The organism is Streptomyces sp. MK7 (assembly GCF_032658145.1).
In the GTDB taxonomy this organism is placed as follows: domain Bacteria; phylum Actinomycetota; class Actinomycetes; order Streptomycetales; family Streptomycetaceae; genus Streptomyces; species Streptomyces spiralis.
In genome coordinates, this window is record NZ_JAVACL010000015.1 from 142,064 (window position 1) to 166,804 (window position 24,741).

A 24,741-nucleotide genomic window follows, 5' to 3' on the forward strand; every position below is an offset into this window, starting at 1 on the left:
ACACACAAGACCGGCCAGGGCTCCGGGGGCTGCCCCCCGGGCGAAACACAGCCCGGCGGGCCCGGGCTTCCGAGTTGCTGGGGGGCGGTTGATGAGCTGAGTGAGCGTGGGGGCGGCCGGCGGTGCGCGTCGGCCGCCCCCGGGACCCGTGCGCGCACGAAAGGCAATGGACGGGGGGACCGGCCAGAACTTTCGACGCAAGGGGTGCTACCGCGAGATGGAAACCATGGATCCACCCGCCTCCCCGGTCTGCCGGGAGGTGCGTGACCGCAGGGGCCGTGTGTACCGGGTCGGCGAGAGCGACGTCGATCTGCTGGGCCGTGGCCGGATCTGGATGGTCGTCCTGCCCTGGGTGGGCATGGCGGGCATCAGTTGCGCCGCCTACGCGTTTCTCGCGGCGCAGTCGGGTCTCCGGGCCGCCCACCGGTGGGGCGGGGACCTCGGGTGGCCGACCGGCTTGTGGGCGTTGTGCCAGGCGGCCGTGGTCCTGTCGGCCGGGCGGCTGCGGGAGAGCGGCCGGCTGTCCGCCCGCGCGGCCATGACGACGGGAGCGCTCGGCACCCTGGCCGGGTACCTGGCGCTCGCCCTCGCCCCCGGTCTCACCGTCGCCCGGGTGGGGTTCGCCGTGTGCGCCGGTGCCGGTGCCGGACTGGTCCAGGCGACCTGTCTGACGCTGCCGGGCATGTGGTGGCCCGAACGCCGGGGCGGCCCCACGGCAGTCGTGGCGAGCGGGCTCGCCCTGGGGGCCGTACCGCTTCTTCTCCGCCCGGTCGCGGACGCCGGCCCGCGGGTCCTGCTCGCGGTCACCGGTGCCGCGGCGGCCCTGGCCGTGGCCGGTGCCGGCCGGTTCCTCCGGGACCCGCCGCGCAACTGGTGGCCGCCGCGTCCCGGCCCGCTGTCCGTGCCGGCGGACCCCGGCGCCCGGCGCACCCGGGAGAAGAACCCGCCCGCCGTGCGCCACCACACCCTGCGGCAGGCCGCCCGCACCCCGGCACTGTGGCTGATGTGGCTCTGCCTGCTGGGCGCGGCCGGTGTCACCGTGCTCGGCGTCTGCCTGCTCACCGTGTACGGCGGGGAGTTCGGGCCGGGCGGCCGGACGGTGCGGGCGGTGGCCGTCGCGGGTGGCGCCGCGGCGGCCGCGGCCGGCGCGCTGTCGGACCGCTGGGGGCGGCGCGCCACACTGATCGCGGCCTGTCTGCTGCTGGGCGCCGCCCAGTTCGGTGTCGCGGTCGCGGCCCGTGCGGGCAGCGGTGCGCTCCTTCTCGGCTGTGCCGCCGCCACCGGCGCGGCCGGTGTGGCGGTACCGGCGCTGGTGTGCGCGCTGGCCGCGGACCACTTCGGTGAGAACCACAGCGCGAGCGTCCACGGGCTGCTCGCCGGCGCCTGGCTGCTGCCGGTCGCCGCCGCCTGCGGCACGGGTGCCGTCGCGTACGCCGCGCGGGACCCGCACGCAGCGTTCCTCCTGGCGGGCTGCACCGGGCTCGCCTGCGCCGCAATGGCGCTGTTCCTCAAGGCGCCGGGCAGGCTCAGCGCCCGGCGCATCGTCCCCAATCCCCACCCCCTCGGCGAGGAGATGGCCTGACATGACGGCTGATCCGATGGCAACAAGGAACACGCCGGCCGATCCCGGCACGGCGAAGGGCGCGTACCGCGAAGTCACCGACTCCCGGGGGCGGGTCTACCGCGTCGGCGAGACGGACCGCGACATACTCGGCCACTCACGCAAGTTCATGGTGTATCTGCCGTGGATATCCATGATGGCCATCAGTGTCTCGGAGTACGCCTACGGCTCCGCGGAGGACACCCTCTCGGAGGCGCACGGCTGGACGCAGAGCAACACCTTCTGGATCCTCAGCGTCTGGGTGTTCTTCCAGGCCGGGATCGCCTTCCCGGCCGGCTGGCTGCGCGAGCGCGGCGTCCTCACCGCGCGCCGGGCGATGTACGTGGGTGCGGCGATGTGCCTGCTGGGCTTCCTCGCCCTGTCCCACCTCGACAACGTGCTGCTGGCCATCTGCGGCTTCGGTGTGGTGGGCGGTGTCGGCTCCGGGCTGATCTACGCCACCTGCATCAACATGGTCGGCAAGTGGTTCCCGGAACGTCGCGGCGCGAGGACCGGCTTCGTCAACGGCGGCTTCGCCTACGGCTCGCTGCCGTTCATCTTCATCTTCAACTACGCCTTCGACACCGGCAACTACAACGAGGTGCTGGACCTGATCGGCGTCTACGTGCTGATCGTGGTCGCCGTCTGCGCCTTCTTCTTCAAGGACCCGCCGAAGAACTGGTGGCCGGCCGACATCGACCCGCTCTCGCACTCCGGGAACACCAAGAGCAGCGCGAGCCTGGCCAAGAACCCTCCGGCGGTGCGGCAGTTCACGCCCAAGGAGGCCATCAGGACGGGCATGCTGCCGCTGATGTGGATCACCGTGGTGATGACCGCGGGGGTGTCGATCTTCGGGATCTCCTTCCAGGTCGACTTCGCCAAGGAGGTGGGGTTCGGCCCGCTGGTCGCGGCCTCGTCGATGGGGGTCATGGCCGTGATCAACGGTGTCGGCCGGGCCGTGGTCGGCTGGCTGTCGGACCTGTGGGGACGCAAGACGACGCTGGTGTTCGTCATCGTGGTCCTGGGTCTCGCCCAGTTCGGTGTCATCTGGGCCGGTGACATCAAGAACGAGTGGCTGTTCCTGTTCTTCGCCTTCCTCTCCGGCTTCGGCGGCGGCGCGTTCTACCCGATGTTCGCCGCGCTGACCCCGGACTACTTCGGCGAGAACTACAACGCCACCAACTACGGGCTGGTGTACAGCGGCAAGCTGGTCAGCGGTCTGTTCGGCGGCGGCCTGGGCTCCATGGTGGTGGGCGCCTGGGGCTACAACGGCGCCTATGCGCTGGCCGGCGGGGTGTCGATGGCGGCGGCGGCGATCGCGCTGCTGCTGCGGCAGCCGGGGCGCGGCGGGCGGGACGGCGCGCCGGTCTCCGCGGCTGCCGAGCCGCGGACCGCGGCGGGCTGAGCACGCCCGGTACGGCGCCAGGGTGCCCTTCCCGCCGCTGCGGGAGGGGCACCCTCCTGTCACGGCCGGCGCGGCCTCACGCCGGTGAGAACAGGTGGTCGCTGATGAGCCGGGCCGCGCCGGTCACGCCGGCCTTCGGTCCCAGCTCACCGAGGACGATGGGGAGGTTGCCGGTCGCCAGCGGCAGCGACTGGCGGTAGACCTGGGTGCGGATCGCGGCGAGCAGGGTGTGTCCGAGTCCGGTGACCCCGCCGCCGATCACCACCAGGCCGGGGTTGAAGAAGGAGACGAGTCCGGCGATGACCTGACCGGTGCGGGTGCCGCCCTCCCTGATGAGGTCGAGCGAGGCGGCGTCGCCCGCGGCGGCAGCGGCGGCGACGTCGACGGAGGTGAGGGTGCCGTTCGCCGACAGCCGGGAGGCGAGTTCCGCCGACAGTCCTTGCGTGGCCGCTTCCTGTGCGTCGCGGGCGAGGGCCGCGCCGCTGAAGTGGGCCTCCAGGCAGCCCCGGTTGCCGCAGGCGCAGGGGCGGCCGTCGGGCACGGCCTGGATGTGCCCGATGTCGCCGGCGCTGCCCGTCGCGCCGCGGTGGACCTCACCGCCGACGACGATGCCGCAGCCGATGCCGGTGCCGATCTTGACGCAGAGGAAGTCGTCCACGGACCGGGCGACGCCCGCGTGCTGCTCGCCCAACGCCATGAGGTTCACGTCGTTGTCGACCATGACCGGGCAGCCGAGGTCCTGGCTGAGCGCCTCCCGTACGGGAAAGCCGTCCCAGCCGGGCATGATCGGCGGTGCCACGGGGACGCCCTCGGGGAAGCGGACGGGCCCGGGGACGCCGATGCCGGCGCCGTCGAAGCCGTCCGCGAGTCCGGTCGCCCGCAGCTTGGCCGCCATGGCGAGGACCTGCTCGAAGACCGCGACGGGGCCCTCGCGCACGTCCATCGGCTGGTTGAGGTGTCCCAGCACCTCCAGTTCGGCGTTGGTGACCGCGACGTCGACGGAGGTGGCGCCGATGTCGACGCCCAGGAAGCGCAGGGTGGGCGCGAGCCGGACGTTGTGGGAACGGCGGCCGCCGCGCGAGGCGGCGAGCCCGTCGGCGACGACCAGTCCGGTCTCCAGGAGGCGTTCGACCTCCACGGCCAGTTTCGACCGGGACAGGTCGACCAGGTCGCCGAGCTGTGCGCGGGAGTTCGGACCGGAGTCGCGCAACAGCTTCAGCAGCCGCGCCTGGTGTGCGTTGGCGGGTCGTGCCGTCATGCGTCTCACGTGCCCCCCTCCCTGTCTCAATTCAGCCGGTCCACCGGGTTTTGAGGCGAACGTAGCAGTGACCGGCGGGCCTGAGAACCAGTCGTGGCACTAATCACCGCACCTTTTGCCATCGGCAGGACAAAGCGGTGCGAGGCGATCCTCGGCCGTCCTCCACGGCTCTCCGCCGCCGCGTGGCGCGCGAGGTCAGGACTGCGCGCGCTCGTGGTACGACCTGCGGGTGTGCTCGGTGTGTTCGCGCATCAGCCGGGTGGCGCGCTGCTCGTCGTGGTCGGTGACGGCCGCGATGAGTTCGCGGTGCTCGACCCAGGACTGGCCGCCGCGCTGCCGGGCCACCGGCGTGTAGTACCAGCGCACCCGGCGGTCGACCTGCGCGGCGAGTTCGGCCAGGACCGCGTTGCCGGCCAGGTCCATGATCGTGGCGTGGAAGCGGGCGTTGAGGGTGACGGCGGCGTCCACGTCGTCGTCGGCGACGGCCCGCTCGCCCTGGGCGCACAGCTCCTCCAGCGCCGCGACACCGGCCTCGTCCGCGTTGACGGCGGCCAGCCGGGCGGCCTCCGCCTCCAGCAGCGTACGGACCGTCAGCAGCTGGTCGGCCTCCTCCTCGGTGGGCTCGTGCACGAACGCGCCCTGCGCGGGCCGCAGATCGACCCAGCCCTCGGTGTTCAGCCGCTGGAGCGCCTCCCGCACCGGCTGCCGGGAGACGCCGAGATGCCCGGCGAGTTCGCTCTCGACCAGATGCTGGCCGGGCTGGAGGGCGCGGGTGGTGATGAGTTCGAGCAGTGCCTCGTAGACGCGGTCCCGCAGCGGCCCGGGCCTCTCGAGCCTGGGCACCGCCCCCTGCGGCAGTCCTGTCGACAACATCGCGGTCCCTCCACGGCAACGAGCGGATCACCGGCAGCCGGTATCGATTGGCTTTCGTCTACAGTCTACGGCGCACAATGGTCATGGAGAGCCGGAATCAGTCACTCGCGCCCCGGGCGTGAGGGTGGTGCGCGCCGCTCACGGACAGCGCACGACCTGGCCCGCGTACGAGAGGTTGCCGCCGAAGCCGAACAGCAGCACCGGGTCGCCCGCGCCGACCGCGCCCTGTTCCAGCAGCTTGGACAGGGCCATCGGGATGCTCGCCGCCGAGGTGTTGCCCGACTCGGAGACATCGCGGGCGACCACCGCGCCCAGGGCACCGAGCTTCTCCGCCAGCGGCTCGATGATGCGCAGGTTGGCCTGGTGCAGGACGACCCCGGCGAGGTCCTCGGGCGCCACCCCCGCCCGCTCGCAGGTCTGCCGGGCCAGCGGCGGCAGTTGCCGGGTGGCCCACCGGTAGACGCTCTGCCCCTCCTGCGCGAACCGCGGGGGCGTGCCCTCGATCCGTACCGCGTGCCCCATCTCGGGCACCGAACCCCACAGCACCGGCCCGATCCCGGAGGCCTCCCCCGGCGCGCAGGCCTCGACCACGGCGGCGCCCGCGCCGTCGCCGACGAGCACACAGGTCGTCCGGTCGCTCCAGTCGGTCACGTCGGACATCTTGTCGGCGCCGATGACCAGGGCGCGCGTCGCGGCCCCCGCCCGCACGGTGTGGTCGGCGGTGGCCAGGGCGTGGGTGAAGCCGGCGCACACGACGTTGACGTCCATCGCGGCCGGCCGCGGGATGCCGAGGCGGGCCGCGACGCGCGCGGCGGTGTTCGGGGAGCGGTCCACGGCCGTGGAGGTGGCCACCAGGACCAGGTCGATCTCGTCGGGGGCGAGTCCGGCCGCCGCGAGCGCCTTGGCGGCGGCGTGCGCGGCGAGTTCGTCGACCGGCTCGTCGGGGGCGGCGATGTGCCGGGTCCGGATGCCCACCCGGCTCCTGATCCACTCGTCGCTGGTGTCCACCAGGGCCGCCAGGTCCTCGTTGGTGAGCACCTTGGCGGGCTGGTAGTGGCCGACGGCGCGGATGCGCGAGCCGTTCATCGGATGGTCCCCCTCGTTGCCGTGGGTAGCGGATCTCCCAGTCTGATCAGTGACCCACGGGTAGGGCGGCAGGCGAGGCCACAGGAAACGGAGGCCCGACTTGTCGGCTTCGGTCAGACACTCGGACGACCGGGCATCGGCGGAAGGGCCGGGGATCCGTGGAAATCGGCCGCTGCGCGAACCCTTGCCGCGCCTTCGCCCATACTGTAGACAATATTCCGTCGACATCATGCGGCCGCCGTCCGGCAGCCGCCTCTCCTCACCACCTCCGCGGTATCCCTCAAACCGAACGGAGTGTCCCGTGAAAGTCGCAGTCCTCGGCGCCGGTGCGATCGGCGCCTACGTCGGCGCCGCGCTCCACCGCGCGGGCGCCGATGTGCACCTCATCGCCCGTGGACCGCATCTGGCGGCCATGAGGCGGTACGGAGTACGGGTGCGCAGCCCGCGCGGCGACTTCACCGCCCGCGCCCACGCCACCGACGACCCGGCCGAGATCGGCCCGGTCGACTACGTCTTCCTGGGTCTGAAGGCCAACTCGTACGCGGCGTGCGGGCCGCTGATCGAGCCGCTGCTGCACGAGACCACGGCGGTCGTCGCCGCCCAGAACGGCATCCCCTGGTGGTACTTCCACCGGCACGGCGGCCCCTACGACGGCCACCGCCTCGAGAGCGTGGACCGCGGCGGCGCGGTCAGCGCGGTGCTCGCGCCCGAACGGGCCGTCGGATGCGTCGTCTACGCGGCCACCGAACTCGAGGCCCCGGGTGTCGTGCGCCATCTGGAAGGGACCCGGTTCTCCATCGGCGAGCCCGACCGCAGCGTCTCGGCGCGCTGCGCACAGTTCAGCGAGGCGATGCGGGCCGGCGGCCTGAAGTGCCCGGTCGAGCCGGACCTCAGGGACGACATCTGGGTCAAGCTGCTCGGCAACATCTCCTTCAACCCGATCAGCGCGCTGGCCCGCGCGACCATGCGGCAGATGTGTCTGCACGGCGGCACGCGCCGCGTCATCGAGACCATGATGCGCGAGACGCTCGCGGTCGCCGAGGCCCTCGGCTGCACGGTCGGCGTCTCCGTCGAGCGGCGCCTGGCCGGCGCCGAGCGCGTCGGCGACCACCGCACCTCCACGCTCCAGGACCTGGAGCGCGGCAAGCCGCTCGAACTCGACGTACTCCCCGCCGCCGTCGTCGAGTTGGCGGAGATCACCGGCGTGGAGGTGCCCACTCTGCGCACCGTGCACGCCATCTCGGACCTGCTCGCGCTGAGGAGCGCCGCATGAGGAACCGCGACCGGACCCCGAAGACGTACACCCGGCTCACCCACCCGCTGGTGCGGGACTCCCGCGAGGAGCCGTTCCGGCGGGCGAGCTGGGACGAGGCCCTGGACCGGGTCGCGCGCGGCCTGGAGCGCAACCGGGGCGCGTTCGGCATGTTCTCCTGCTCCCGCGCCACCAACGAGATGAACTACGTGGCGCAGAAGTTCGCCCGCGTGGTCATGGGCACCCACAACGTCGACTCCTGCAACCGCACCTGCCACGCGCCGAGCGTCGCCGGCCTGTCGGCCGCGTTCGGCTCCGGCGGCGGCACCTCCTCCTACGAGGAGGTCGAGCACACCGACGTCATCGTGATGTGGGGCTCCAACGCCCGCTTCGCGCACCCCATCTTCTTCCAGCACGCACTCAAGGGGGTCAGGAACGGCGCCCGGATGTACGCGGTCGATCCGCGCCGCACCTCCACCGCCGAGTGGGCGGAGAGCTGGCTGGGCCTGAACGTGGGCACCGACATCGCGATGGCGCACGCGATCGGCCGCGAGATCATCCACGCGGGGCTGGTCAACGAGGCGTTCGTGGAGCGGGCGACGACCGGGTTCGCCGAGTACCGGGCACTGGTCGAGCCGTGGTCGCTGTCGCTGGCCGAGAAGGTCACGGGCGTACCGGCCCGCGCCATCCGGGAGCTGGCCCACGCCTACGCACGCGCCGAACGCGCCCAGCTGTGCTGGACCCTCGGCATCACCGAGCACCACAACGGCACCGACAACGTCCGCGCGCTGATCAACCTGGCGCTGCTCACCGGCCACGTCGGCCGCTACGGCAGCGGACTGCAGCCCCTGCGCGGCCAGAACAACGTGCAGGGCGGCGGCGACATGGGCGCCATCCCCAACCGTCTGCCCGGCTTCCAGGACATCCTGGACGCGGACGTCCGGCGCAAGTTCGAGTCGGCCTGGGACACCGTCATCGCACCGCACCACGGCCTGAACCTCACCGAGATGTTCGAGGCGATGGAGGACGGCTCGCTGCGGGCGGTGTACTGCGTCGGCGAGAACCCGGCCCAGTCGGAGGCCGACAGCGAACAGGCCGTACGCCGGCTGAAGGGGCTGGACTTCCTCGTCGTGCAGGACATCTTCCTGACCAGGACGGCGGAGCTGGCGGACGTGGTGCTGCCCGCGACCGCGGGCTGGGCCGAGACCGAGGGCACCACGACCAGCAGCGAACGCCGGGTGCAGCGGGTGCGGCGCGCCGTCACCCCGCCCGGCGAGGCCCGCGAGGACATCGACATCCTCTGCGACCTCGCGGGCCGGCTCGGCCACGACTGGAAGTACGCCGGCGCCGAGGCCGTCTGGAACGAGCTGCGGTCCCTGTCGCCGGACCACCACGGGATGACATACGCGCGCCTGGAGGAGCACCAGGGCATCCAGTGGCCGTGCCCCAGCACCGACCGGCTGGAACCGACGTATCTGCACGGCCGGTTGTGGGAGCCGGACCCGGCGCGGCGCGGCAGGCCCGCACCGTTCGGGATCGTGTCCCACGACCCGCCCGTCGACCTCACCGACGAGGCGTACCCGATCCGGCTGACCACGGGCCGGCGGCTGGACTCCTACAACACCGGTGTCCAGAGCGGGGGTTTCGCCTCCCCGCTCCGCCGCGGCGAGTACGTCGAACTGTGCCCGGAGGACGCCGAGCGCTACGGCGTCGTGGTGGGCGAGGACGTACGGGTGACCTCGCGGCGCGGATCGGTGGTGGCCCCGGTGTGGATCGACACCGGGCTGCGTCCCGGCCTCGCCTTCATGACCATGCACTTCCCCGACGAGGTGGACACCAACCGGCTGACGATCGAGGCCAACTGCCCGATCGCGGGCACGGCGGAGTTCAAGGCGTCGGCGATCCGGATCGAGAAGCTGACCGAGCGGCTGACCGCCCCGACGGACGTGAGGTGACACACGTGGACCTGCGCTTCGGCGACAGCAAGCCGACGGACGAGGAACGGGCGGCGCTCGACGCGCTGCTCGGCCCTCCCGAGTCCAGCTGGGAGGGCGCCGCCCGCGACGAGACGGACGCCGCCGACCTGCGGTGGGCACGGGGCGGCCGCGCGGCCCGCGACCGCCGCGACCTGCTGCTGCCGGGGCTGCACGCCCTCAACGACCGAATCGGCTGGATCAGCGAGGGCGCACTGGACTACCTGTGCCGCCGGCTCACGATCCCACCGGCCGAGGCATACGGCGTGGCCACCTTCTACGCCATGTTCTCCCTCCGTCCACGTCCCGCGACGGTCCTGCACATCTGCACCGACCTGGCATGCACGGCGGCGGGCGCGGAGCAGTTGTGCACGGGCACGGAGTCCCGGCTCGGCCCGGACAGCGGCGTGCACATCGAACGCGGCCCGTGCCTGGGGTTGTGCGAGCGGGCACCGGCGGCGCTGGTGGTGCGGGCGGGGGTGCGAGAAGCGTGTCCGGCGCTTGAGGGAAATCCAGCCCCTTCGGCGTTCGAGGAGCGGGGGTCCAGGGGGCAGAGCCCCCTGGCGGGGTCCGGGGCAGAGCCCCGGGGTCGGGACGGGCAGGGGCGGCGGGGGCGAAATCCGCTGGGCACCACCGCCGTAGTCGCCCCCGCCACCGTCGACACCGCCGTAGCCGCCGCAACGACCCCCGAGACCGCCCCCGCGGAACCCGAACCCGCAACAGCCACCCCCCAGGCAGGCGACCCCACCCTCACCCTCCTGAACCGCATCGGCACCACAGACCCCACCTCCCTCGACGACTACCGCGCCCACGGCGGCTACACCGCCCTCCGCCGCGCCTTCGCCCTCGGACCCGCCGCCGTCATCCGCGAGATCACCGACTCCGGCCTCCTCGGCCGTGGCGGCGCCGCCTTCCCCACCGGCCGCAAGTGGCAGGCCACGGCCTCCCAGCCCGACCACCCCCACTACCTGGTCTGCAACGCCGACGAATCCGAACCCGGCACCTTCAAGGACCGCGTCCTGATGGAGGGCGACCCCTTCGCGCTCGTCGAGGCCATGACCATCGCGGGCTACGCGATCGGCGCCCACCGGGGCTACCTCTACCTGCGCGGCGAGTACCCGAGAGCGCTGCGCCGCATGGAGCACGCGATCGCCCGGGCCCGCGCCCGCGGCCTGCTCGGCGAGGACGTCCTCGGCCAGGGGTACGCCTTCGACATCGAGATCCGGCGCGGGGCGGGCGCGTACATCTGCGGCGAGGAGACCGCGCTGTTCAACTCCATCGAGGGCTACCGGGGCGAGCCGCGCTCGAAGCCGCCGTTCCCCGTGGAGAAGGGCCTGTTCGGCAAGCCGACGGTGGCCAACAACGTCGAGACCCTGGTGAACGTCCTGCCGATCCTCACCATGGGCGCGCAGGCGTACGCCGCGATCGGCACCGACCGCTCCACGGGGCCGAAACTCTTCTGTGTCTCGGGCAGTGTCGACCGCCCGGGCGTCTACGAACTGCCGTTCGGCGCCACGCTCGGCGAACTGCTGGAGCTGGCCGGGGTGCGGGACGGACTGCGTGCCGTACTGCTGGGCGGCGCGGCGGGCGGCTTCGTCCGCCCGGACGAGCTGGACATCCCGCTCACCTTCGAAGGCACCCGCGCCGCGGGCACCACGCTGGGGTCGGGGGTCGTCATGGCCTTCGACGACACCGTGCCGCTCCCCCGGCTGCTGCTGCGCATCGCCCGGTTCTTCCGGGAGGAGTCGTGCGGCCAGTGCGTGCCCTGCCGGGTGGGGACCGTGCGGCAGGAGGAGGCGCTGCACCGCATCCTGGAGCGCGCCGGCACGGCGGCCGCCGACGACATCGCGCTGCTGCGAGAGGTCGGCCGCGCGATGCGGGACGCCTCGATCTGCGGTCTGGGGCAGACCGCGTGGAACGCCGTGGAATCCGCCATCGACCGTCTGGGGGCGTACGCATGACCGTCACTTCGCTGGGGATCCCGCGCCGGCTGCTGGAGTTCACGCTCGACGGTCAGGAGGTCAGGGTCCCCGAAGGCGCGACGATCCTGGACGCCTGCCGGGCGGCCGGGAAGGACCTGCCGACCCTGTGCCACGGCGACACGCTCACGCCGAAGAACGCCTGCCGGGTCTGTGTGGTGGAGGTCGAGGGATCGCGCACCCTGGTCCCGGCGTGCTCGCGCAGGGCGGAGGCGGGCATGGAGGTCCACACCGACACCGAGCGCGCCCGGCACAGCCGCAAGGTCGTCCTGGAGCTGCTCGCCTCCTCTGTCGATCTGTCGACAACACCACAAGCCGCCGGGTGGCTCAAGGAGTACGAGGCGAAACCCGGCCGCTTCGGCCCGGACGCGGCCCGGCTGAACGAGCAGCCGAGGATCGACAACGAGCTCTACGTGCGCGACTACGCCAAGTGCGTCCTGTGCTACAAGTGCGTCGACGCGTGCGGCGAGCAGTGGCAGAACACCTTCGCGATCTCGGTCGTGGGCCGTGGCTTCGACGCCCGGATCGCCGTGGAGCACGACGCACCGCTGACCGACTCGGCGTGCGTGTACTGCGGCAACTGCGTCGAGGTGTGCCCCACCGGGGCGCTGTCCTTCCGGTCGGAGTTCGAGATGCGCCGGGCGGGTACGTGGGACGAGTCGGCGCAGACCGAGACGACGACGGTGTGCGCCTACTGCGGAGTGGGCTGCAACCTCACCCTGCACGTCCAGGACAACGAGATCGTCAAGGTCACCTCACCGCACGACAACCCGGTGACCCATGGCAACCTCTGCATCAAGGGCCGTTTCGGCTACCAGCACGTACAGAACCGGGGCTGATCAGGACATGGGACGAGTGACGGAACGACGCAAGGTCATCCGCATCCGGGACGGTGCGGTGTCCACCCGCCCGGACACACTCGTCGCCGAGGAACCCCTGGAGATCCGGCTGAACGGCAAGCCGCTCGCCATCACCATGCGCACGCCGGGCGACGACTTCGCGCTGGCCGCCGGCTTCCTGGTCAGCGAGGGTGTGCTGGGTGCTGCCTCGGACCTGCTGAACATCGTGTACTGCGCGGGCGCGACGGCCGACGGCTCCAACACCTACAACGTGGTGGACGTCAAGACCGCCCCGGACGTCGCCCTGCCGGACATCACCCTCGAACGCAACGTCTACACCACCTCCTCCTGCGGCCTGTGCGGCAAGGCCAGCCTGGACGCCGTGCGTACGACGGCCCGCTGGCCGATCGCCGACACTCCCCCGGTCCGGGTCGCGCCCGAACTGCTGGCCGGGCTCCCCGACCGGCTGCGCGCGGCCCAGCGGGTCTTCGACCGCACCGGCGGCCTGCACGCGGCGGCGCTGTTCTCCGAGGACGGCGAACTGCTGGACACGAGGGAGGACGTGGGCCGGCACAACGCGGTCGACAAGCTGGTCGGCCGCGCCCTGCAGAAGGGCGACCTGCCCCTGTCCCGGACGATCCTGATGGTGTCCGGCCGAGCCTCCTTCGAGCTGGCGCAGAAGGCGGTGATGGCGGGCATTCCGGTGCTGGCGGCGGTCTCGGCACCCTCGTCGCTGGCGGTGGACCTGGCCACGGAGACGGGACTGACACTGGTGGGGTTCCTGCGGGGCAGCTCGATGAACGTGTACGCGGGCGAGCAGCGGGTTCTCTGAACTCCGCGCGGCCGGCGCCGTCAGGTCCGCGTGCCGGAGACCCGGATCAGCAGGGCCATGAACCGGTCCCGTTCGGCTGGTGACAGCGGGGCGAGGAGTTCGTCGTCGGCCTCGCGGGCCGCCTTCTCGCAGCGGGCCAGCAGCCGGGCGCCCTCGTCGGTGAGGGAGACCGCGTTCTTGCGCCGGTCCCTCGGGTCGGGCTCACGCAGGACGAGGCCCGCGGACTGGAGGTCGTTGAGGACGCCGACCAGGTCCTTGGGGTCGAGACCGACACCGCGGCCCAGGTCGGCCTGGGCGACGGGGGCGAGATCACGGACGGCGGAGAGCACCACGTGGTGCCACATCTTCATGCCCTCGGCGGCCAGCGCCTCGGCGACCAGGGCCCGGCCCCGGGCGGCGGCGCGGCCCAGGAGCCAGCTGGGCAGGGAGCGGATCGCGGCGAGGGGGGCTTCGGCGTCGGCCATGGGGCCAGCCTAGCCACAAGTCGTTGGACTTCCCAATGAACCAGCGCTACGGTTCGGATCGTCGAAGTCGTTGGGAATCCCAATGACCTGACGCCCGAGACCCGACCCTGGAGGCGCGATGCGACGCGTTCGACACGAGCCCGCCGGTGGCCCGCTGTTCCTGGAGGAGGCCCCCGTTCCCCAACCGGGTCCCGGTGAGCTTCTGGTGCGCTGCGAGGCCGTCGGTGTCACCCTGCCCGTCGTCCGCAAGGTCACCGAGGCCGCCGAGCCGATCCCGCTCGGTGGTGAGCTCGCGGGCGAGGTGGTGGCCGTCGGCGACGGCGTCACCCGCTTCCGGTCCGGCGACCGGGTGACCGGGCTCTGCTTCGGACACGGGTACGCGGACTTCGCGCTGCTGCACGAGGCCATGGCCTCACCCGTCCCCGACGGCGCCTCGGCCGTCGAGGCGGTCGCCCTGGTCCGCAGCGGTCTCGTCGCTTTGGGCGCGCTGGAGGCCGCACGGCCCGAGCGGGGCGAGGCGGTGCTGGTGACGGCGGCGGCGAGCGGCGTGGGGCATCTCGCGGTGCGGCTCGCGCGGATCCGTGGCGCTGCCCGGGTGGTGGGCGCGGTCTCCGATCCGGCCAAGGCGGACTTCGTGCGCTCCCTGGGCGCCGACGAGGTGATCGTCTACGGCGACGACGGCTGGGGGGAGCCGGTCGACTGCGTCCTGGACGCGGTGGGGGGCGAAGTCCTCACTCCGGCGATCGCCGCGCTCGCCCCGGGCGGGCGGCTGGTGGCGTACAGCTCGGGCGGCGGGACCATCCAGGCGTACGACCTGCTCGTGGGCGCCAGGTCGGTGATCGGCTTCCAGATGGCCCGGATCGCCCGGGAGAAGCCGGAGCTGTACGAGCGGTGGCGGCAGGAACTGTGGCGGCTGTTCGGGCAGGGGCGGCTGCGGCCCCACGTGCACGCCGAGTTCGCACTGGAGGACGCGGCGAAGGCGCACGAGGCGATCGAGTCGCGCGGCAACCTGGGCAAGGTGGTACTGCGCCCGTGACCGGCGTCGCTCACGCCGGCGACGGCAGCCGTCAGCACGCGCGCCGACAGCCGTGAGCGGGGCGCCGGCGGCGGTAGCCGTCAGCACGCGCGCCGGCGGCAGCCCTCAGCGGGGGTGGCTCGCCGCGGCGACGGTCGGGCGTGAGGCGGAGGCGGGTGCCGGGAGTCCTTCCCGGGCCTCCGGGTCGTGCGCACGGCGCTTGGCGATCACCGCGCAGACCATGAGCTGCATCTGGTGGAAGAGCATCAGCGGCAGCACCGCCAGCGAGGCATGGGCGCCGAACAGGACGCTCGCCATGGGCAGCCCGGAGGCCAGGGACTTCTTCGAGCCGGCGAACTGGATGGCGATGCGGTCCTCGCGGCCGAAGCGCAGCGCCTTGGCACCGTACCAGCTCAGGGTCAGCATCACGGCGAGCAGCACGGCCTCCACGGCGAGCAGCCCACCCAGCCGGGCGGGGCTGACCTGGTACCAGATGCCCCGCACCATGCCCTCGCTGAACGCGGTGTAGACGACAAGGAGGATCGAGCCCCGGTCGACGAGCCCGAGGACCTTCTTGTGCCGGGCGACGAACCGGCCGATCCAGGGGCGCAGCACCTGCCCGGCCACGAACGGCACCAGCAGCTGCAGCACGATCGTGACCAGCGAGTGCGCGGAGAAGCCGCCCGCGCCGCCGAGGAACGCGGCGGCGAGCAGCGGGGTGAGGACGATCCCGACGAGGGAGGAGAAGGAGCCGGCGCAGATCGCGGCGGGCACGTTGCCGCGGGCGATGGAGGTGAAGGCGATCGACGACTGGATGGTCGACGGAACGAGCGTCAGGAACAGCAGGCCCTGGTAGAGCGGCTGGGTCAGCAGGACCGGGACCAGGCCGCGGGCGGCCAGGCCGAGCAGCGGGAAGACCACGAAGGTACAGGCCAGGACCGTGACGTGGAGCCGCCAGTGCTTCAGTCCGTCCAGCGCCTCGCGGGTGGACAGGCGGGCTCCGTAGAGGAAGAACAGAAGGGCGATCGCGGCGGTCGAGGCACCGGAGACCGCATGGGCGGCGCCCCCGCGGGCCGGCAGGAGTGCGGCGAGGCCCACCGTGCCGACCAGCAGCACGATGTAGGGGTCGATCGGCAGCCGGCTCGGCCAGCGCAGGCGTTTCACTGTGCTCCACTTGCTCGTCGTGCTCGTCGGGACCGACGGGTCCCCGCTCCATCCTGCTCCTCCGCGCAGCGATCGGGAATCCGGCATACAGCTCTGACTGTCATCGCGTTCCGTGATGAGCGGCTAGCCTGGGGGCATGTACGACCCCGCGCAGTTGCGCACCTTCCTGGCGGTGGCCCAGACGCTGAGCTTCACCGGGGCCGCGCGGCGGCTGGGACTGCGCCAGTCGACGGTCAGCCAGCATGTGCGCCGCCTGGAGGACGCCACCGGGCGGCTGCTGTTCACCCGGGACACGCACTCGGTGGAGCTGACCGAGGACGGCGAGGCCATGCTGGGCTTCGCGCGGCGGATCCTCGAGGTGCACGAGCAGGCGACGGCGTTCTTCACCGGCACCCGGGTGCGCGGCCGGCTCAGGTTCGGCGCGTCCGAGGACTTCGTGCTGACCCGGCTGCCGGAGATCCTGGAGGGCTTCCGCTACCAGCATCCGGAGGTCGATCTGGAGCTGACCGTGGAGCTGTCGGGCACCCTGCACGAGCAGCTGGCGGCCGGAGAGCTGGACCTGGTGCTCGCCAAGCGGCGCCCGCAGGACCCGAGCGGCGACCCGGTGTGGCACGACCGGCTGGTGTGGATCGGCGCGGAGCGGCTCCGCCTGGACCCGGACCGTCCGGTGCCGCTGATCGTCTACCCGCCGCCGGGGATCACCCGGGCGCTCGCGTTCGAGGCCCTCCAGCGGCAGGGGCGGCCGTGGCGCATCGCGTGCACCAGCGGCAGCCTGAACGGTCTGATCGCCGCCGCCCGCGCGGGTCTGGGCGTGATGGCCCACTCGCGCGGGCTGATCCCGCCGGGTCTGGTGCGGGTCCCGGAACGGGCCGGGCTGCCGGAGCTCGGCAAGGTCGACTTCGTCCTGGTCCACGGCCGCCACCGGCCCTCCGCCCAGCACGCGGCCGACGCCCTGGCCAAGGCGATCCTCGCGGGCGGCGAGCGCCTGCACCGGCGCTGAAAAGCGTCTCGCCGCCCGGCGGGTCGCCGCGGTGGCCGCTGGTAGGTGAGCTGTTTGACCCGGCGCAGGTACGGCGTCGCCTCGACGTGCCGCACGCCCGGCAGGGCGCCGAGGGGGCCGCTGAGGTAGGCGTACAGACCGGCGGTGTTCCGGACGACGGCCGTCGCCATGATGTTCGACGGGCCGGCCGTGGCCGCGACGTAGGCGATCTCGGCGTGACCGGAGAGGGCCTGGCCGACGGAGTGCAGGGCGGACGGGGCGGTGGTGATCCACAGGGCCGCGCCGACCCGGTGGCCGAGGGTCTCGGGCTGGTACTCGCCGTCGAGGTACACCGCTCCCGAGGCCAGGAGCGCGGACAGACGGCGCTTGACGGCGGACTCGGAGCGGCCGGTGGCCCGCTGAAGCTCGTGCAGGCCCGCGCGGCCGTCGCGTTCGAGGGCGGCGACCAGCGGTTCGTCCTCCGGGTCGATGCGGGCCGGGGCGGAGTCGGACCGTGCTTCGGTGCGCAGCGCGTCGATCTCGTCGTCGGTGAGCGCCCGGAACTTGCGCACCCACCCGTCCGGGCCGCCGAAGAAGCGGTGGAGCAGCTGGTGGGCGCGGATCTCCGCCACGCTGGGGGTGCGTGGCAGCTTGCCGAGCAGCAGGTCGTCGCGGTCGCCCGGGCTGCGCGGCCAGGTACCGCAGATCACCTCGGTGCCGCCGGAGGCAAGGGCGGTCCAGTTGGTGTCCCGACGCCTGGCGAGCGCCTCGGCGATGGTCAGGGCGGTGTCCGGGACACAGCGCAGCCGCAGCATCCACTGGTCCTGGCCGAGCCGCTCCGGGTCGCGGACGGCGACCACCCGCAGGCCGCCCGCGGCGCACAGCCTGCGGAAGCGGCGGGCGACGGTCTGGTCGGAGACGCCGAGCACGGCGCCGATCCGGCTGAAGGAGGCCCGCCCGTCGACCTCCAGGGCGGAGAGGATCCGCAGATCCAGCGTGTCGAAGGTGTCGGACGCCATCACCGGCACCTGGACATGGGATTCCGTCACCGTACGCCTCCCCCGTGTCGGATTGCGGCGAGCAACGACTGCCTTCCGCCGCGATCCACCGCATGGCGCCCATCGTAGGGACCGCCCGCATACGGCGACGCACATGCGGTGACGAAATCCGGTGTGCGCACGCTGTCTTGAGGGAAGGCTGCGTGGTGGTCCGTGGACGATGGACGGACGCGGTCGGCCGGGCACCGCGGCTGTCAGAGGGTCGTACAGATTCGGTGGAGATTACGCCACCGAAACTTACTGAACCGTAAGGATTCTGTCCGACCCTTCCCCTTGTGAGCGCATTTTCCGGCGCTGACCTGTGCGGTTATGAGCACTGCTCGCTTTTGACCCCCCTCCCGCCCCGCCGTCCCGTGGGGTAGCTTTCACGGCGCTGTGCGGAGCGTCACAGGTGAGCCGGAAGGGCCGGAGCGCCCGCCGGCACACCCGAGACTGAGGAGCGGGAGCGGGGTTTGCGCGAGTTCACCAGCCCTCCGTCGACGTCGGCGCCGCCAGTGGGCGGCCTGGCCGACGTCGTGTTCCAGCATGCTCAGGACGACCCGCTGCACGTCGCGCTCGGCCGCAAGGACGAGAGCGGGGCATGGCGGGACGTGACCGCCGCCGAGTTCCGCGACGAAATCCTCGCCCTCGCCAAGGGCCTGCTCGCCCAGGGCGTCCGCTTCGGCGACCGGGTCGCGATCATGTCCCGCACCCGCTACGAGTGGACCCTGTTCGACTTCGCCCTGTGGACGATCGGCGCCCAGGTGGTGCCGATCTACCCCACCTCCTCGGCCGAGCAGTGCTTCTGGATGCTCTACGACGCGGAGGTGTCGGCGGCGGTCGTGGAGCACGAGGACCACGCGATGACGATCGCCACGGTCATCGACCGGCTCCCGCGGATGCGCCGGCTGTGGCAGCTGGACGCGGGTGCCGTGCAGGAGCTGTACGACGCGGGCACGCCCATCGAGGACGAGGTGGTGCACCGGCACCGGGAGGCGGTCACCCCCGACTCGGTCGCCACCGTCATCTACACCTCCGGCACCACCGGCCGCCCCAAGGGCTGTGTCCTCACCCACGGCAACTTCATGTACGAGGCGGACACGGTCGTCCGGCGCTGGGAGCCGGTCTTCCACTCCAAGAAGGGCGACGAGGCCTCGACGCTGCTGTTCCTGCCGCTCGCGCACGTCTTCGGGCGGATGGTGGAGGTGGCCACGATCCGCGGCAAGGTCCGCCTGGGCCACCAGCCGCAGATGAACGCCGCGGCCCTGCTGCCCGACCTTCAGGCGTTCAGACCGACGTTCATCCTCGCGGTGCCGTACATCTTCGAGAAGGTGTTCAACGCGGCCCGCCGCAAGGCCGAGAAGGAGGGCCGGGACGGGCCCTTCGAGAAGGCCGTCGACATCGCCGTGAAGTACGCCGACGCGGTCGAGGCCAAGGCCTGGGGCATCGGCCCCGGCCCGTCGGCGGCGCTGCGCATGCAGCACCAGCTCTTCGACAAGCTCGTGTACTCCAAGGTGCGCGCGGCGATGGGCGGCAGGATCCGCAACGCGATGTCCGGCGGCTCGGGGATGGACCGCCGGCTCGGCCTGTTCTTCGCGGGCGCGGGCGTGCAGATCTACGAGGGCTACGGCCTGACCGAGTCCACGGCGGCGGCCACCGCCAACCCGCCCGAGCGCACCCGCTACGGCACCGTCGGACAGCCCATCCCGGGTGTCACCGTGCACATCGCCGACGACGGCGAGGTGTGGCTGCACGGCGGCAACGTCTTCCACGGCTACCTCAACAACCAGAAGGCCACCGACGCCACCCTGCACGACGGCTGGCTGGCCACCGGCGACCTCGGCTCCCTCGACGAGGACGGCTACCTCACCATCACCGGCCGCAAGAAGGAGATCCTGGTGACCTCCGGCGGCAAGAGCGTGGCACCGGGTGTGCTGGAGGAACGGGTGCGCGACCACCCGCTGGTCTCCCAGTGCATCGTCGTCGGCAACGACCGCCCGTACGTCGCCGCCCTGGTCACCCTGGACCAAGAGGCGGTCGAGCACTGGCTCCAGATGCGCGGCAAACCGCAGATGTCCCCGGCCCAGCTGGTGCACGACCACGACCTGGAGACCGAGGTGCGGCGCGCGGTGGTCGCCGCCAACACCCTGGTCTCCCAGGCCGAGTCCATCCGCACCTTCCGCGTCCTCGCCCAGCCCTTCACCGAGGAGCACGGGCTGCTGACCCCGTCGCTGAAACTGAAGCGCAAGGCCATCGAGAACGCGTACGCGAACGAGGTGGAGGCGCTGTACCGGGCTTGAGGGCCGGATTGAGGCGATCGGCCGGTCAGGAATGCGTCATGGCTCGTGATCGTTGACGATGTGAGGCAAGACCTGACGACAACCGAAGGATCACAGGCTCGTGAGCAGCAAGGTCCCCCCGATCATCCTCAACAACGGCGTCGAGATGCCCCAGCTGGGCTTCGGCGTCTGGCAGGTGCCGGACGACGAGGCGGAGCGAGCGGTCGCCGCCGCCCTGGAGGCCGGGTACCGCAGCATCGACACAGCGGCGATCTACGGCAACGAGGAGGGCACCGGCAGGGGCATCGCCGCCTCCGGCATCCCCCGTGAGGAGCTCTTCGTCACCACCAAGCTCTGGAACAGCGACCAGGGCTACGACGCCACACTGCGCGCCTTCGACGCCTCGCTGGCCAAGCTCGGCCTGGAGTACCTGGACCTGTACCTGATCCACTGGCCGCTGCCGTCCAGGGGCCGCTACGCCGACTCCTACAAGGCGTTCGAGAAGCTGCTCGCCGACGGCCGCGTCCGGGCGATCGGGGTCTCGAACTTCCTTCCGGAGCATCTGGAGCACCTGATCGCCGAGACCTCGGTGATCCCGGCCGTCAACCAGATCGAACTGCACCCGCACATGCAGCAGCACGCCTCCCGTGCCTTCCACGCGGAGCAGGGCATCGCGACCGAGGCGTGGTCGCCGCTCGGCCAGGGCAAGGGCCTGCTGGAGGTGCCGGCGCTCGTGGCGATCGCACAGAAGCACAACCGCACCCCGGCCCAGGTCGTGCTGCGCTGGCACGTCCAGCTCGGCAACATCGCGATCCCGAAGTCGGTGACGCCCGCCCGGATCCGGGAGAACATCGACGTCTTCGACTTCAGCCTGGACGAGGAGGACCTCGCGGCGATCAGCGCCCTGAACGAGGACCGCCGGCTGGGCCCGGACCCGGCGACGTTCGACATGGGCTGACGGACGGCACGGCGGCGCGCCCCGGAGCGCTCACCGAGGCGGCGATCCCGGGCACGCCGCCTCCACCGTGAGTCCCCACGACCACTGTCTTGACGCGAGCATGCCCAGAAGCCACTTTGGAGAAGCCAGTAAGGAAACTTTCCTAACAGAAGGGACCCCCACCGTGCGCATACGCATACTCACCCTCGCAGCGGCCGGCGGTGCCGCCCTGCTCACCGCCGGGGTCCTCCCCGCGAACGCCGCCTCCGGCCCCACCACACCGAAGTCCGCCCAGGAGGGCTCGGTCGGCGCCGCCGACCTGCTCGCCAAGGTGACGTCCTGTCAGCAGATCTCCAACGGCAAGTACAAGACCGACAACGGGACCTCGGCCACCGTGCCCGTGTGCGGCAAGAACGGCGCGGTGTTCTGGAAGGCCGACATGGACATCGACTGCGACGGCCAGCGCACCACCGACTGCAACGAGACCCGCGACCCCTGGTTCCAGAACGACACGGCCTTCCACCAGTCCGACGGCCGGCCCCTCAAGGCCGAGTCGCTGCCGTTCGTCGTGGTCCCCGGCACCAGCACCATCTGGAACTACACGAGCTCCGGCATCAAGGGCGGCGGCGTGGTCGCCGTCGTCTACAACAACAAGGTCGAGTACGCCGTCGTCGGCGACACCGGCCCCTCGAAGATCATCGGCGAGGCCTCCTACGCCACCGCCAAGGCCCTCGGCATCGACCCCGACCCGGCGAAGGGCGGCGCGGACTCCGGCGTGACGTACATCCTCTTCAAGAACTCCCAGGTCTCCCCCATCGAGAGCCACAGCGCGGCGGTAGAGCTGGGTGAGCAGCTGGCGAAGCAGTTCCTCAGGAGCAACTGAGCCCGAAGGGCGGGCGGGCCCGGCGCCGCCACACCCGCGGCACCGGGCCCGTCACCGTCGTACGGCCGTCAGTTGGGCTGGCCCATCGGCCGTACGACGAGGGTGTTGACGTCCACGCCCGCCGGCTGCCGGATCGCCCACACCACCGAGTCGGCGATCTGGTCGGCAGTCAGCAGGTCGCCCGGCGGCAGGCCGCCCAGGCCGTCCCAGAACGGGGTCTCCACGCGTCCGGGGGCGACCAGGGTGACGCCCACGCCCCACTGGGTGACCTCGCGCCGGGTGTTCTCGGCGAGCCCGGTGACCGCCCACTTGGTCGCCCCGTAGATGTTGCCGGGCGTGTTCACGAAGCCGGCCACGCTGCCCACCAGCACGATCCGCCCGCGGCTCTCCTTCAGGGCGTCGATGGAGGCACGGACGAGCAGGGCCGGCCCGAGGACGTTGGTGAGCACCATCTCCGTCCAGCCGGCCGGGTCGCCCTCGGCGACCGTGTCATGCGTGGCGAACCCGGCGTTGGCGACGACCGTGTCCAGCCGTCCGAACTCCTTGAGCGTGCGCTCCACCGCCGAGCGCACCTCGTCGTACTCGGCGGCGCTGCCGGTGATCGTCAGCAGACCGTCCGGATCGCCGAGCTCACGGGCGAAGCCGCGCAGCCGCTCCTCGCCCCGCCCGGTGACGGCCACCCGGTGCCCGGCGTGCAGCAGCCGCCGGGCGATCGCCGCGCCGATGCCGCTGCCGCCGCCGGTGATGAGCGTGACCGGAGAGTCGGTCATGGTGTGTCCCCCTGGTTGTCGGAAAACATCGAAGACAACGGGAGTTCACCACTTGAAGTGCGCTCCACGTCAAGCGGCTGCGGTGAGTCGCCCGGGCGGACCTGCTCAGGACGTCCGGGTCAGCCGGTGCGGACCGCCGTGTGCACGGTGTGTGCCTTGAGGACGAAGACGTCCTTCCTGCGGTGCACGCTCGCCTCGTCCTCGGGGTCGAGGAGCCGGTCCAGGGTGGCGCGGTCCTCCGCGGTCAGGTCGTCCGCCAGTCCCTCGCGCAGCCGGGCGAGGGACGCGGCGACATAGGCGCGGGCCGGTTCGGGGACCGGGGCGGGCAGGTCCAGCAGGAAGCTGCGGGTGCCTGCGGGCTTCAGGCCGGCGGCGGCCAGCAGCGCCGGCCAGTCCTCGGTCTCGGCGACCGAGTCCGGAAGGTCCTCGCGCATCCGGGTGAACCAGTCGGCCTCGACCGCGTCCAGACGGGCCTGGAGGCCGGGGCGGCCGATGCCGATGTCCCGGGGCAGGAAGCGGGCGGGCAGGCCGCCCTCCAGCAGGGCGAGGGTGCCGCCGGGGGCCAGGTGCTCGGCGAACGCGGCGAGGGCGGCGCGTTGGTCGCCCAGGTGGTGCAGGCTGTTGCTGGCCCACAGCAGTTCGGCCGAGTAGGCGAGTTCGGCGAGGGCGTCCGGGAGTTCGCCGGTGACGGTGGTGAAGCGGTCGGCGAAACCGAGGCGGCCGGCGCGGGCACGGGCCCGCTCGAGCAGCGGCCCGGAGCCGTCCACCGCGGCGACCCGGGCGCCCGGGAAGGCCTCGGCGAACAGGCACGACACCACCCCCGGCCCGCTGCCGGCGTCGACGATCAGGCCGGGCCCGGTCACCTGAGCGCCCAGCCAGGCCATGACCTGCTCGTACAGGGGCGTGAACAGCTCCGCCTGGGCCTCCAGCAGCGGCGCCATCACGGCCCAGTCGATGTCGGTGTCACCGTGGTGATGTCCCTGGTGTCCCCCGTGTCCTCCGTGTCCCCCGTGTCCCTGGTTGCCTTGGTGCCCCGTACGGCCCTCGTCGCGCCGGTGGCCGTGGTCGTGCGAGCCGTGGTCGGGCGTGCCCGGGTCGTGCGTGCCCGGGTCGTCCGTGCCGGCGTGGTCCGCGTGGTTGTGCGCCATGGTCGTCAGCCTCTCCTCTCGGTGCGGTCAGCCTGCGCCGACGTGCCGGGGCCGGGCCAGTTCCGTTGCCGGGACGGCAAAAACCAGGTGCGGATCTTCCGGGGGCCGCTCCACGATGGGCCCATGGACGACACGCTGGTGGAACGCTTTCTCGAGGACGGCTTCGTGAAGATCGAGGCCGCCTTCCCGCCGCGTGTCGCGGAGGACTGCGCGCGGCTGCTCTGGCAGGAGACGGGTTACGACCCGGAGGACCCCGCCACCTGGAAGGATCCCGTAGTCTGGGTGGGCGGCATGGCGCAGGGCCCGTTCGCGGCCGCCGCCAACAGTCCGGCACTGCACGAGGCGTTCGATCTGCTCGTGGGCGAGGGCCGCTGGGAGCCGCGGTACTCGCTGGGCTCCTTCCCGCTGCGCTTCCCGCACAGCGAGGAGCCGGACGACGCCGGCTGGCACATCGAAGGCAGCTATCTCCCCGAGGGCGCCAAGTGGTACTACACCAATCTGCGCTCCCGGGACCGCGCCCTGCTGATGCTGTTCCTGTTCTCGGAGGTGACCGAGGAGGACGCCCCGACCCGAATCCGGGTCGGCTCTCACCTGGACGTCCCCTCGCTGCTCGAACCGTACGGCGAAGCGGGCGTGTCCGGGCTCAGGATCGCCCCCAAGCTGGTCGAGGCCTCGGCACACCGCCCGCTCGCCCACGCCACCGGCCGGCCCGGTGACGTCTATCTCTGTCACCCCTTCCTGGTGCACGCCGCCCGGCCGCATCACGGCACACGGCCCCGCTTCATGGCACAGCCGCCGCTGCACCCGGCGGTGCCGTTCGAACTGGACCGGCCGGACGGGAACTACTCGGCCGTGGAGTTCTCGATCCGCCGGGGCCTGACCCGGGAGAGGTGACCGGGGAGAAGAGGAACGGGTCCGACCCCGGGCCGGCCCCGGCGGATCACCTACGCGCCGAAGCTCACGACAGC

20 protein-coding genes and 1 pseudogene are annotated in these 24,741 nt (G+C 72.2%); 13 read left to right on the plus strand and 8 right to left on the minus strand.

The genetic code is table 11. From position 1 onward, the window contains the following. Positions 1 to 226 precede the first annotated feature (226 nt). Both R2S09_RS18850 and R2S09_RS18855 read left to right on the plus strand, forming a co-directional pair. Positions 227 to 1,582: an MFS transporter gene (locus tag R2S09_RS18850; RefSeq protein ID WP_316742212.1), complete on the plus strand. Its 1,356-nt coding sequence runs from the start codon at positions 227 to 229 to the stop codon at positions 1,580 to 1,582. Position 1,583: 1 nt separating this feature from the next. Next, a complete protein-coding gene (locus R2S09_RS18855) occupies positions 1,584 to 3,005 on the plus strand; it encodes an OFA family MFS transporter (protein WP_306191235.1) in 1,422 nt (473 codons plus the stop codon). Between the two features lie 76 nt (positions 3,006 to 3,081). Here the strand turns inward: R2S09_RS18855 and R2S09_RS18860 are convergent, their stop codons facing one another. From R2S09_RS18860 to R2S09_RS18870, 3 genes are all read right to left on the minus strand, one after another. Next, positions 3,082 to 4,263 (minus strand): ROK family transcriptional regulator, encoded by a 1,182-nt coding sequence (locus R2S09_RS18860; RefSeq protein ID WP_316742245.1) that lies wholly within the window; start codon positions 4,261 to 4,263, stop codon positions 3,082 to 3,084. Positions 4,264 to 4,458: 195 nt separating this feature from the next. After that, positions 4,459 to 5,136: a GntR family transcriptional regulator gene (locus tag R2S09_RS18865; RefSeq protein ID WP_306191234.1), complete on the minus strand. Its 678-nt coding sequence runs from the start codon at positions 5,134 to 5,136 to the stop codon at positions 4,459 to 4,461. Between the two features lie 138 nt (positions 5,137 to 5,274). Beyond that, the gene (locus tag R2S09_RS18870; protein ID WP_306191233.1) at positions 5,275 to 6,222 is read right to left on the minus strand and encodes a beta-ketoacyl-ACP synthase III; all 948 of its coding nucleotides are present in this window, start codon (positions 6,220 to 6,222) and stop codon (positions 5,275 to 5,277) included. A 301-nt stretch (positions 6,223 to 6,523) separates the two neighbouring features. Here R2S09_RS18870 and R2S09_RS18875 point away from each other — a divergent pair, with 301 nt between their 5' ends. From R2S09_RS18875 to fdhD, 5 genes are read left to right on the plus strand one after another with little or no spacing between them, the layout of a single operon-like run. Continuing rightward, positions 6,524 to 7,495, plus strand: a complete 972-nt coding sequence (locus R2S09_RS18875; protein ID WP_316742215.1) for a 2-dehydropantoate 2-reductase — start codon at positions 6,524 to 6,526, stop codon at positions 7,493 to 7,495. Then, positions 7,492 to 9,429: a molybdopterin-dependent oxidoreductase gene (locus R2S09_RS18880; protein ID WP_316742217.1), complete on the plus strand. Its 1,938-nt coding sequence runs from the start codon at positions 7,492 to 7,494 to the stop codon at positions 9,427 to 9,429. Before R2S09_RS18875 ends, R2S09_RS18880 begins: the two co-directional genes overlap by 4 nt. Before the next feature lie 5 nt (positions 9,430 to 9,434). After that, positions 9,435 to 11,408, plus strand: a complete 1,974-nt coding sequence (locus tag R2S09_RS18885; protein WP_316742246.1) for an NAD(P)H-dependent oxidoreductase subunit E — start codon at positions 9,435 to 9,437, stop codon at positions 11,406 to 11,408. Beyond that, on the plus strand, positions 11,405 to 12,265 hold the full coding sequence (locus R2S09_RS18890; RefSeq protein WP_316742219.1) for a 2Fe-2S iron-sulfur cluster-binding protein: 861 nt from the start codon (positions 11,405 to 11,407) through the stop codon (positions 12,263 to 12,265). The genes R2S09_RS18885 and R2S09_RS18890 overlap by 4 nt, the downstream gene beginning before the upstream one ends. 7 nt (positions 12,266 to 12,272) lie before the next feature. After that, complete coding sequence (gene fdhD, locus R2S09_RS18895; RefSeq protein ID WP_306191229.1) at positions 12,273 to 13,097, plus strand: formate dehydrogenase accessory sulfurtransferase FdhD; 825 nt, start codon at positions 12,273 to 12,275, stop codon at positions 13,095 to 13,097. Between the two features lie 20 nt (positions 13,098 to 13,117). Here fdhD and R2S09_RS18900 read toward each other — a convergent pair whose 3' ends face one another. Beyond that, positions 13,118 to 13,561, minus strand: a complete 444-nt coding sequence (locus R2S09_RS18900; RefSeq protein WP_316742220.1) for a MarR family transcriptional regulator — start codon at positions 13,559 to 13,561, stop codon at positions 13,118 to 13,120. A 118-nt stretch (positions 13,562 to 13,679) separates the two neighbouring features. Here R2S09_RS18900 and R2S09_RS18905 point away from each other — a divergent pair, with 118 nt between their 5' ends. Next, positions 13,680 to 14,597, plus strand: coding sequence for a zinc-binding dehydrogenase (locus R2S09_RS18905; protein ID WP_316742221.1), 918 nt, complete (start codon positions 13,680 to 13,682; stop codon positions 14,595 to 14,597). 105 nt (positions 14,598 to 14,702) lie between these two features. On the opposite strand, the gene R2S09_RS18910 is transcribed toward R2S09_RS18905, so the two are convergent. Then, complete coding sequence (locus tag R2S09_RS18910; RefSeq protein ID WP_316742223.1) at positions 14,703 to 15,740, minus strand: bile acid:sodium symporter family protein; 1,038 nt, start codon at positions 15,738 to 15,740, stop codon at positions 14,703 to 14,705. A 136-nt stretch (positions 15,741 to 15,876) separates the two neighbouring features. Between R2S09_RS18910 and R2S09_RS18915 the strand changes: the two genes are divergently transcribed. Next, a complete protein-coding gene (locus R2S09_RS18915) occupies positions 15,877 to 16,740 on the plus strand; it encodes a LysR substrate-binding domain-containing protein (RefSeq protein ID WP_316742225.1) in 864 nt (287 codons plus the stop codon). Positions 16,741 to 16,766: 26 nt separating this feature from the next. On the opposite strand, the pseudogene R2S09_RS18920 reads toward R2S09_RS18915, so the two are convergent. Further along, positions 16,767 to 17,738, minus strand: a pseudogene (locus R2S09_RS18920) (Lrp/AsnC family transcriptional regulator); the annotation flags it as partial. Positions 17,739 to 18,229: 491 nt separating this feature from the next. Between R2S09_RS18920 and R2S09_RS18925 the strand changes: the two are divergent. From R2S09_RS18925 to R2S09_RS18935, 3 genes are all read left to right on the plus strand, one after another. Beyond that, the gene (locus R2S09_RS18925) at positions 18,230 to 20,056 is read left to right on the plus strand and encodes a long-chain fatty acid--CoA ligase (RefSeq protein WP_306191223.1); all 1,827 of its coding nucleotides are present in this window, start codon (positions 18,230 to 18,232) and stop codon (positions 20,054 to 20,056) included. Positions 20,057 to 20,156: 100 nt separating this feature from the next. After that, on the plus strand, positions 20,157 to 20,993 hold the full coding sequence (locus R2S09_RS18930; protein WP_306191222.1) for an aldo/keto reductase: 837 nt from the start codon (positions 20,157 to 20,159) through the stop codon (positions 20,991 to 20,993). Positions 20,994 to 21,156: 163 nt separating this feature from the next. Beyond that, a complete protein-coding gene (locus R2S09_RS18935) occupies positions 21,157 to 21,855 on the plus strand; it encodes a glycoside hydrolase family 75 protein (protein ID WP_306191221.1) in 699 nt (232 codons plus the stop codon). 68 nt (positions 21,856 to 21,923) lie between these two features. On the opposite strand, the gene R2S09_RS18940 is transcribed toward R2S09_RS18935, so the two are convergent. Together R2S09_RS18940 and R2S09_RS18945 are read right to left on the minus strand one after the other, a co-directional pair. Then, positions 21,924 to 22,625 carry an SDR family NAD(P)-dependent oxidoreductase gene (locus tag R2S09_RS18940; RefSeq protein ID WP_316742227.1) on the minus strand — a complete coding sequence of 234 codons (702 nt, stop codon included), beginning with the start codon at positions 22,623 to 22,625 and terminating at the stop codon, positions 21,924 to 21,926. Positions 22,626 to 22,744: 119 nt separating this feature from the next. Beyond that, a complete protein-coding gene (locus R2S09_RS18945) occupies positions 22,745 to 23,773 on the minus strand; it encodes a methyltransferase (RefSeq protein WP_316742229.1) in 1,029 nt (342 codons plus the stop codon). A 123-nt stretch (positions 23,774 to 23,896) separates the two neighbouring features. On the opposite strand from R2S09_RS18945, the gene R2S09_RS18950 reads away from it, so the two are divergent. Further along, positions 23,897 to 24,667 carry a phytanoyl-CoA dioxygenase family protein gene (locus R2S09_RS18950; protein ID WP_316742231.1) on the plus strand — a complete coding sequence of 257 codons (771 nt, stop codon included), beginning with the start codon at positions 23,897 to 23,899 and terminating at the stop codon, positions 24,665 to 24,667. Positions 24,668 to 24,741 lie beyond the last annotated feature (74 nt).

Bases quoted from the DNA above. Each gene is read 5' to 3' on its own strand.
- R2S09_RS18850 (WP_316742212.1), top strand. From the start codon at position 227: ATGGATCCACCCGCCTCCCCGGTCTGCCGGGAGGTGCGTGACCGCAGG.
- R2S09_RS18855 (WP_306191235.1), top strand. From the start codon at position 1,584: ATGACGGCTGATCCGATGGCAACAAGGAACACGCCGGCCGATCCCGGC.
- R2S09_RS18860 (WP_316742245.1), bottom strand. From the start codon at position 4,263: ATGACGGCACGACCCGCCAACGCACACCAGGCGCGGCTGCTGAAGCTG.
- R2S09_RS18865 (WP_306191234.1), bottom strand. From the start codon at position 5,136: ATGTTGTCGACAGGACTGCCGCAGGGGGCGGTGCCCAGGCTCGAGAGG.
- R2S09_RS18870 (WP_306191233.1), bottom strand. From the start codon at position 6,222: ATGAACGGCTCGCGCATCCGCGCCGTCGGCCACTACCAGCCCGCCAAG.
- R2S09_RS18880 (WP_316742217.1), top strand. From the start codon at position 7,492: ATGAGGAACCGCGACCGGACCCCGAAGACGTACACCCGGCTCACCCAC.
- R2S09_RS18890 (WP_316742219.1), top strand. From the start codon at position 11,405: ATGACCGTCACTTCGCTGGGGATCCCGCGCCGGCTGCTGGAGTTCACG.
- fdhD (WP_306191229.1), top strand. From the start codon at position 12,273: ATGGGACGAGTGACGGAACGACGCAAGGTCATCCGCATCCGGGACGGT.
- R2S09_RS18900 (WP_316742220.1), bottom strand. From the start codon at position 13,561: ATGGCCGACGCCGAAGCCCCCCTCGCCGCGATCCGCTCCCTGCCCAGC.
- R2S09_RS18905 (WP_316742221.1), top strand. From the start codon at position 13,680: ATGCGACGCGTTCGACACGAGCCCGCCGGTGGCCCGCTGTTCCTGGAG.
- R2S09_RS18915 (WP_316742225.1), top strand. From the start codon at position 15,877: ATGTACGACCCCGCGCAGTTGCGCACCTTCCTGGCGGTGGCCCAGACG.
- R2S09_RS18940 (WP_316742227.1), bottom strand. From the start codon at position 22,625: ATGACCGACTCTCCGGTCACGCTCATCACCGGCGGCGGCAGCGGCATC.
- R2S09_RS18945 (WP_316742229.1), bottom strand. From the start codon at position 23,773: ATGGCGCACAACCACGCGGACCACGCCGGCACGGACGACCCGGGCACG.
- R2S09_RS18950 (WP_316742231.1), top strand. From the start codon at position 23,897: ATGGACGACACGCTGGTGGAACGCTTTCTCGAGGACGGCTTCGTGAAG.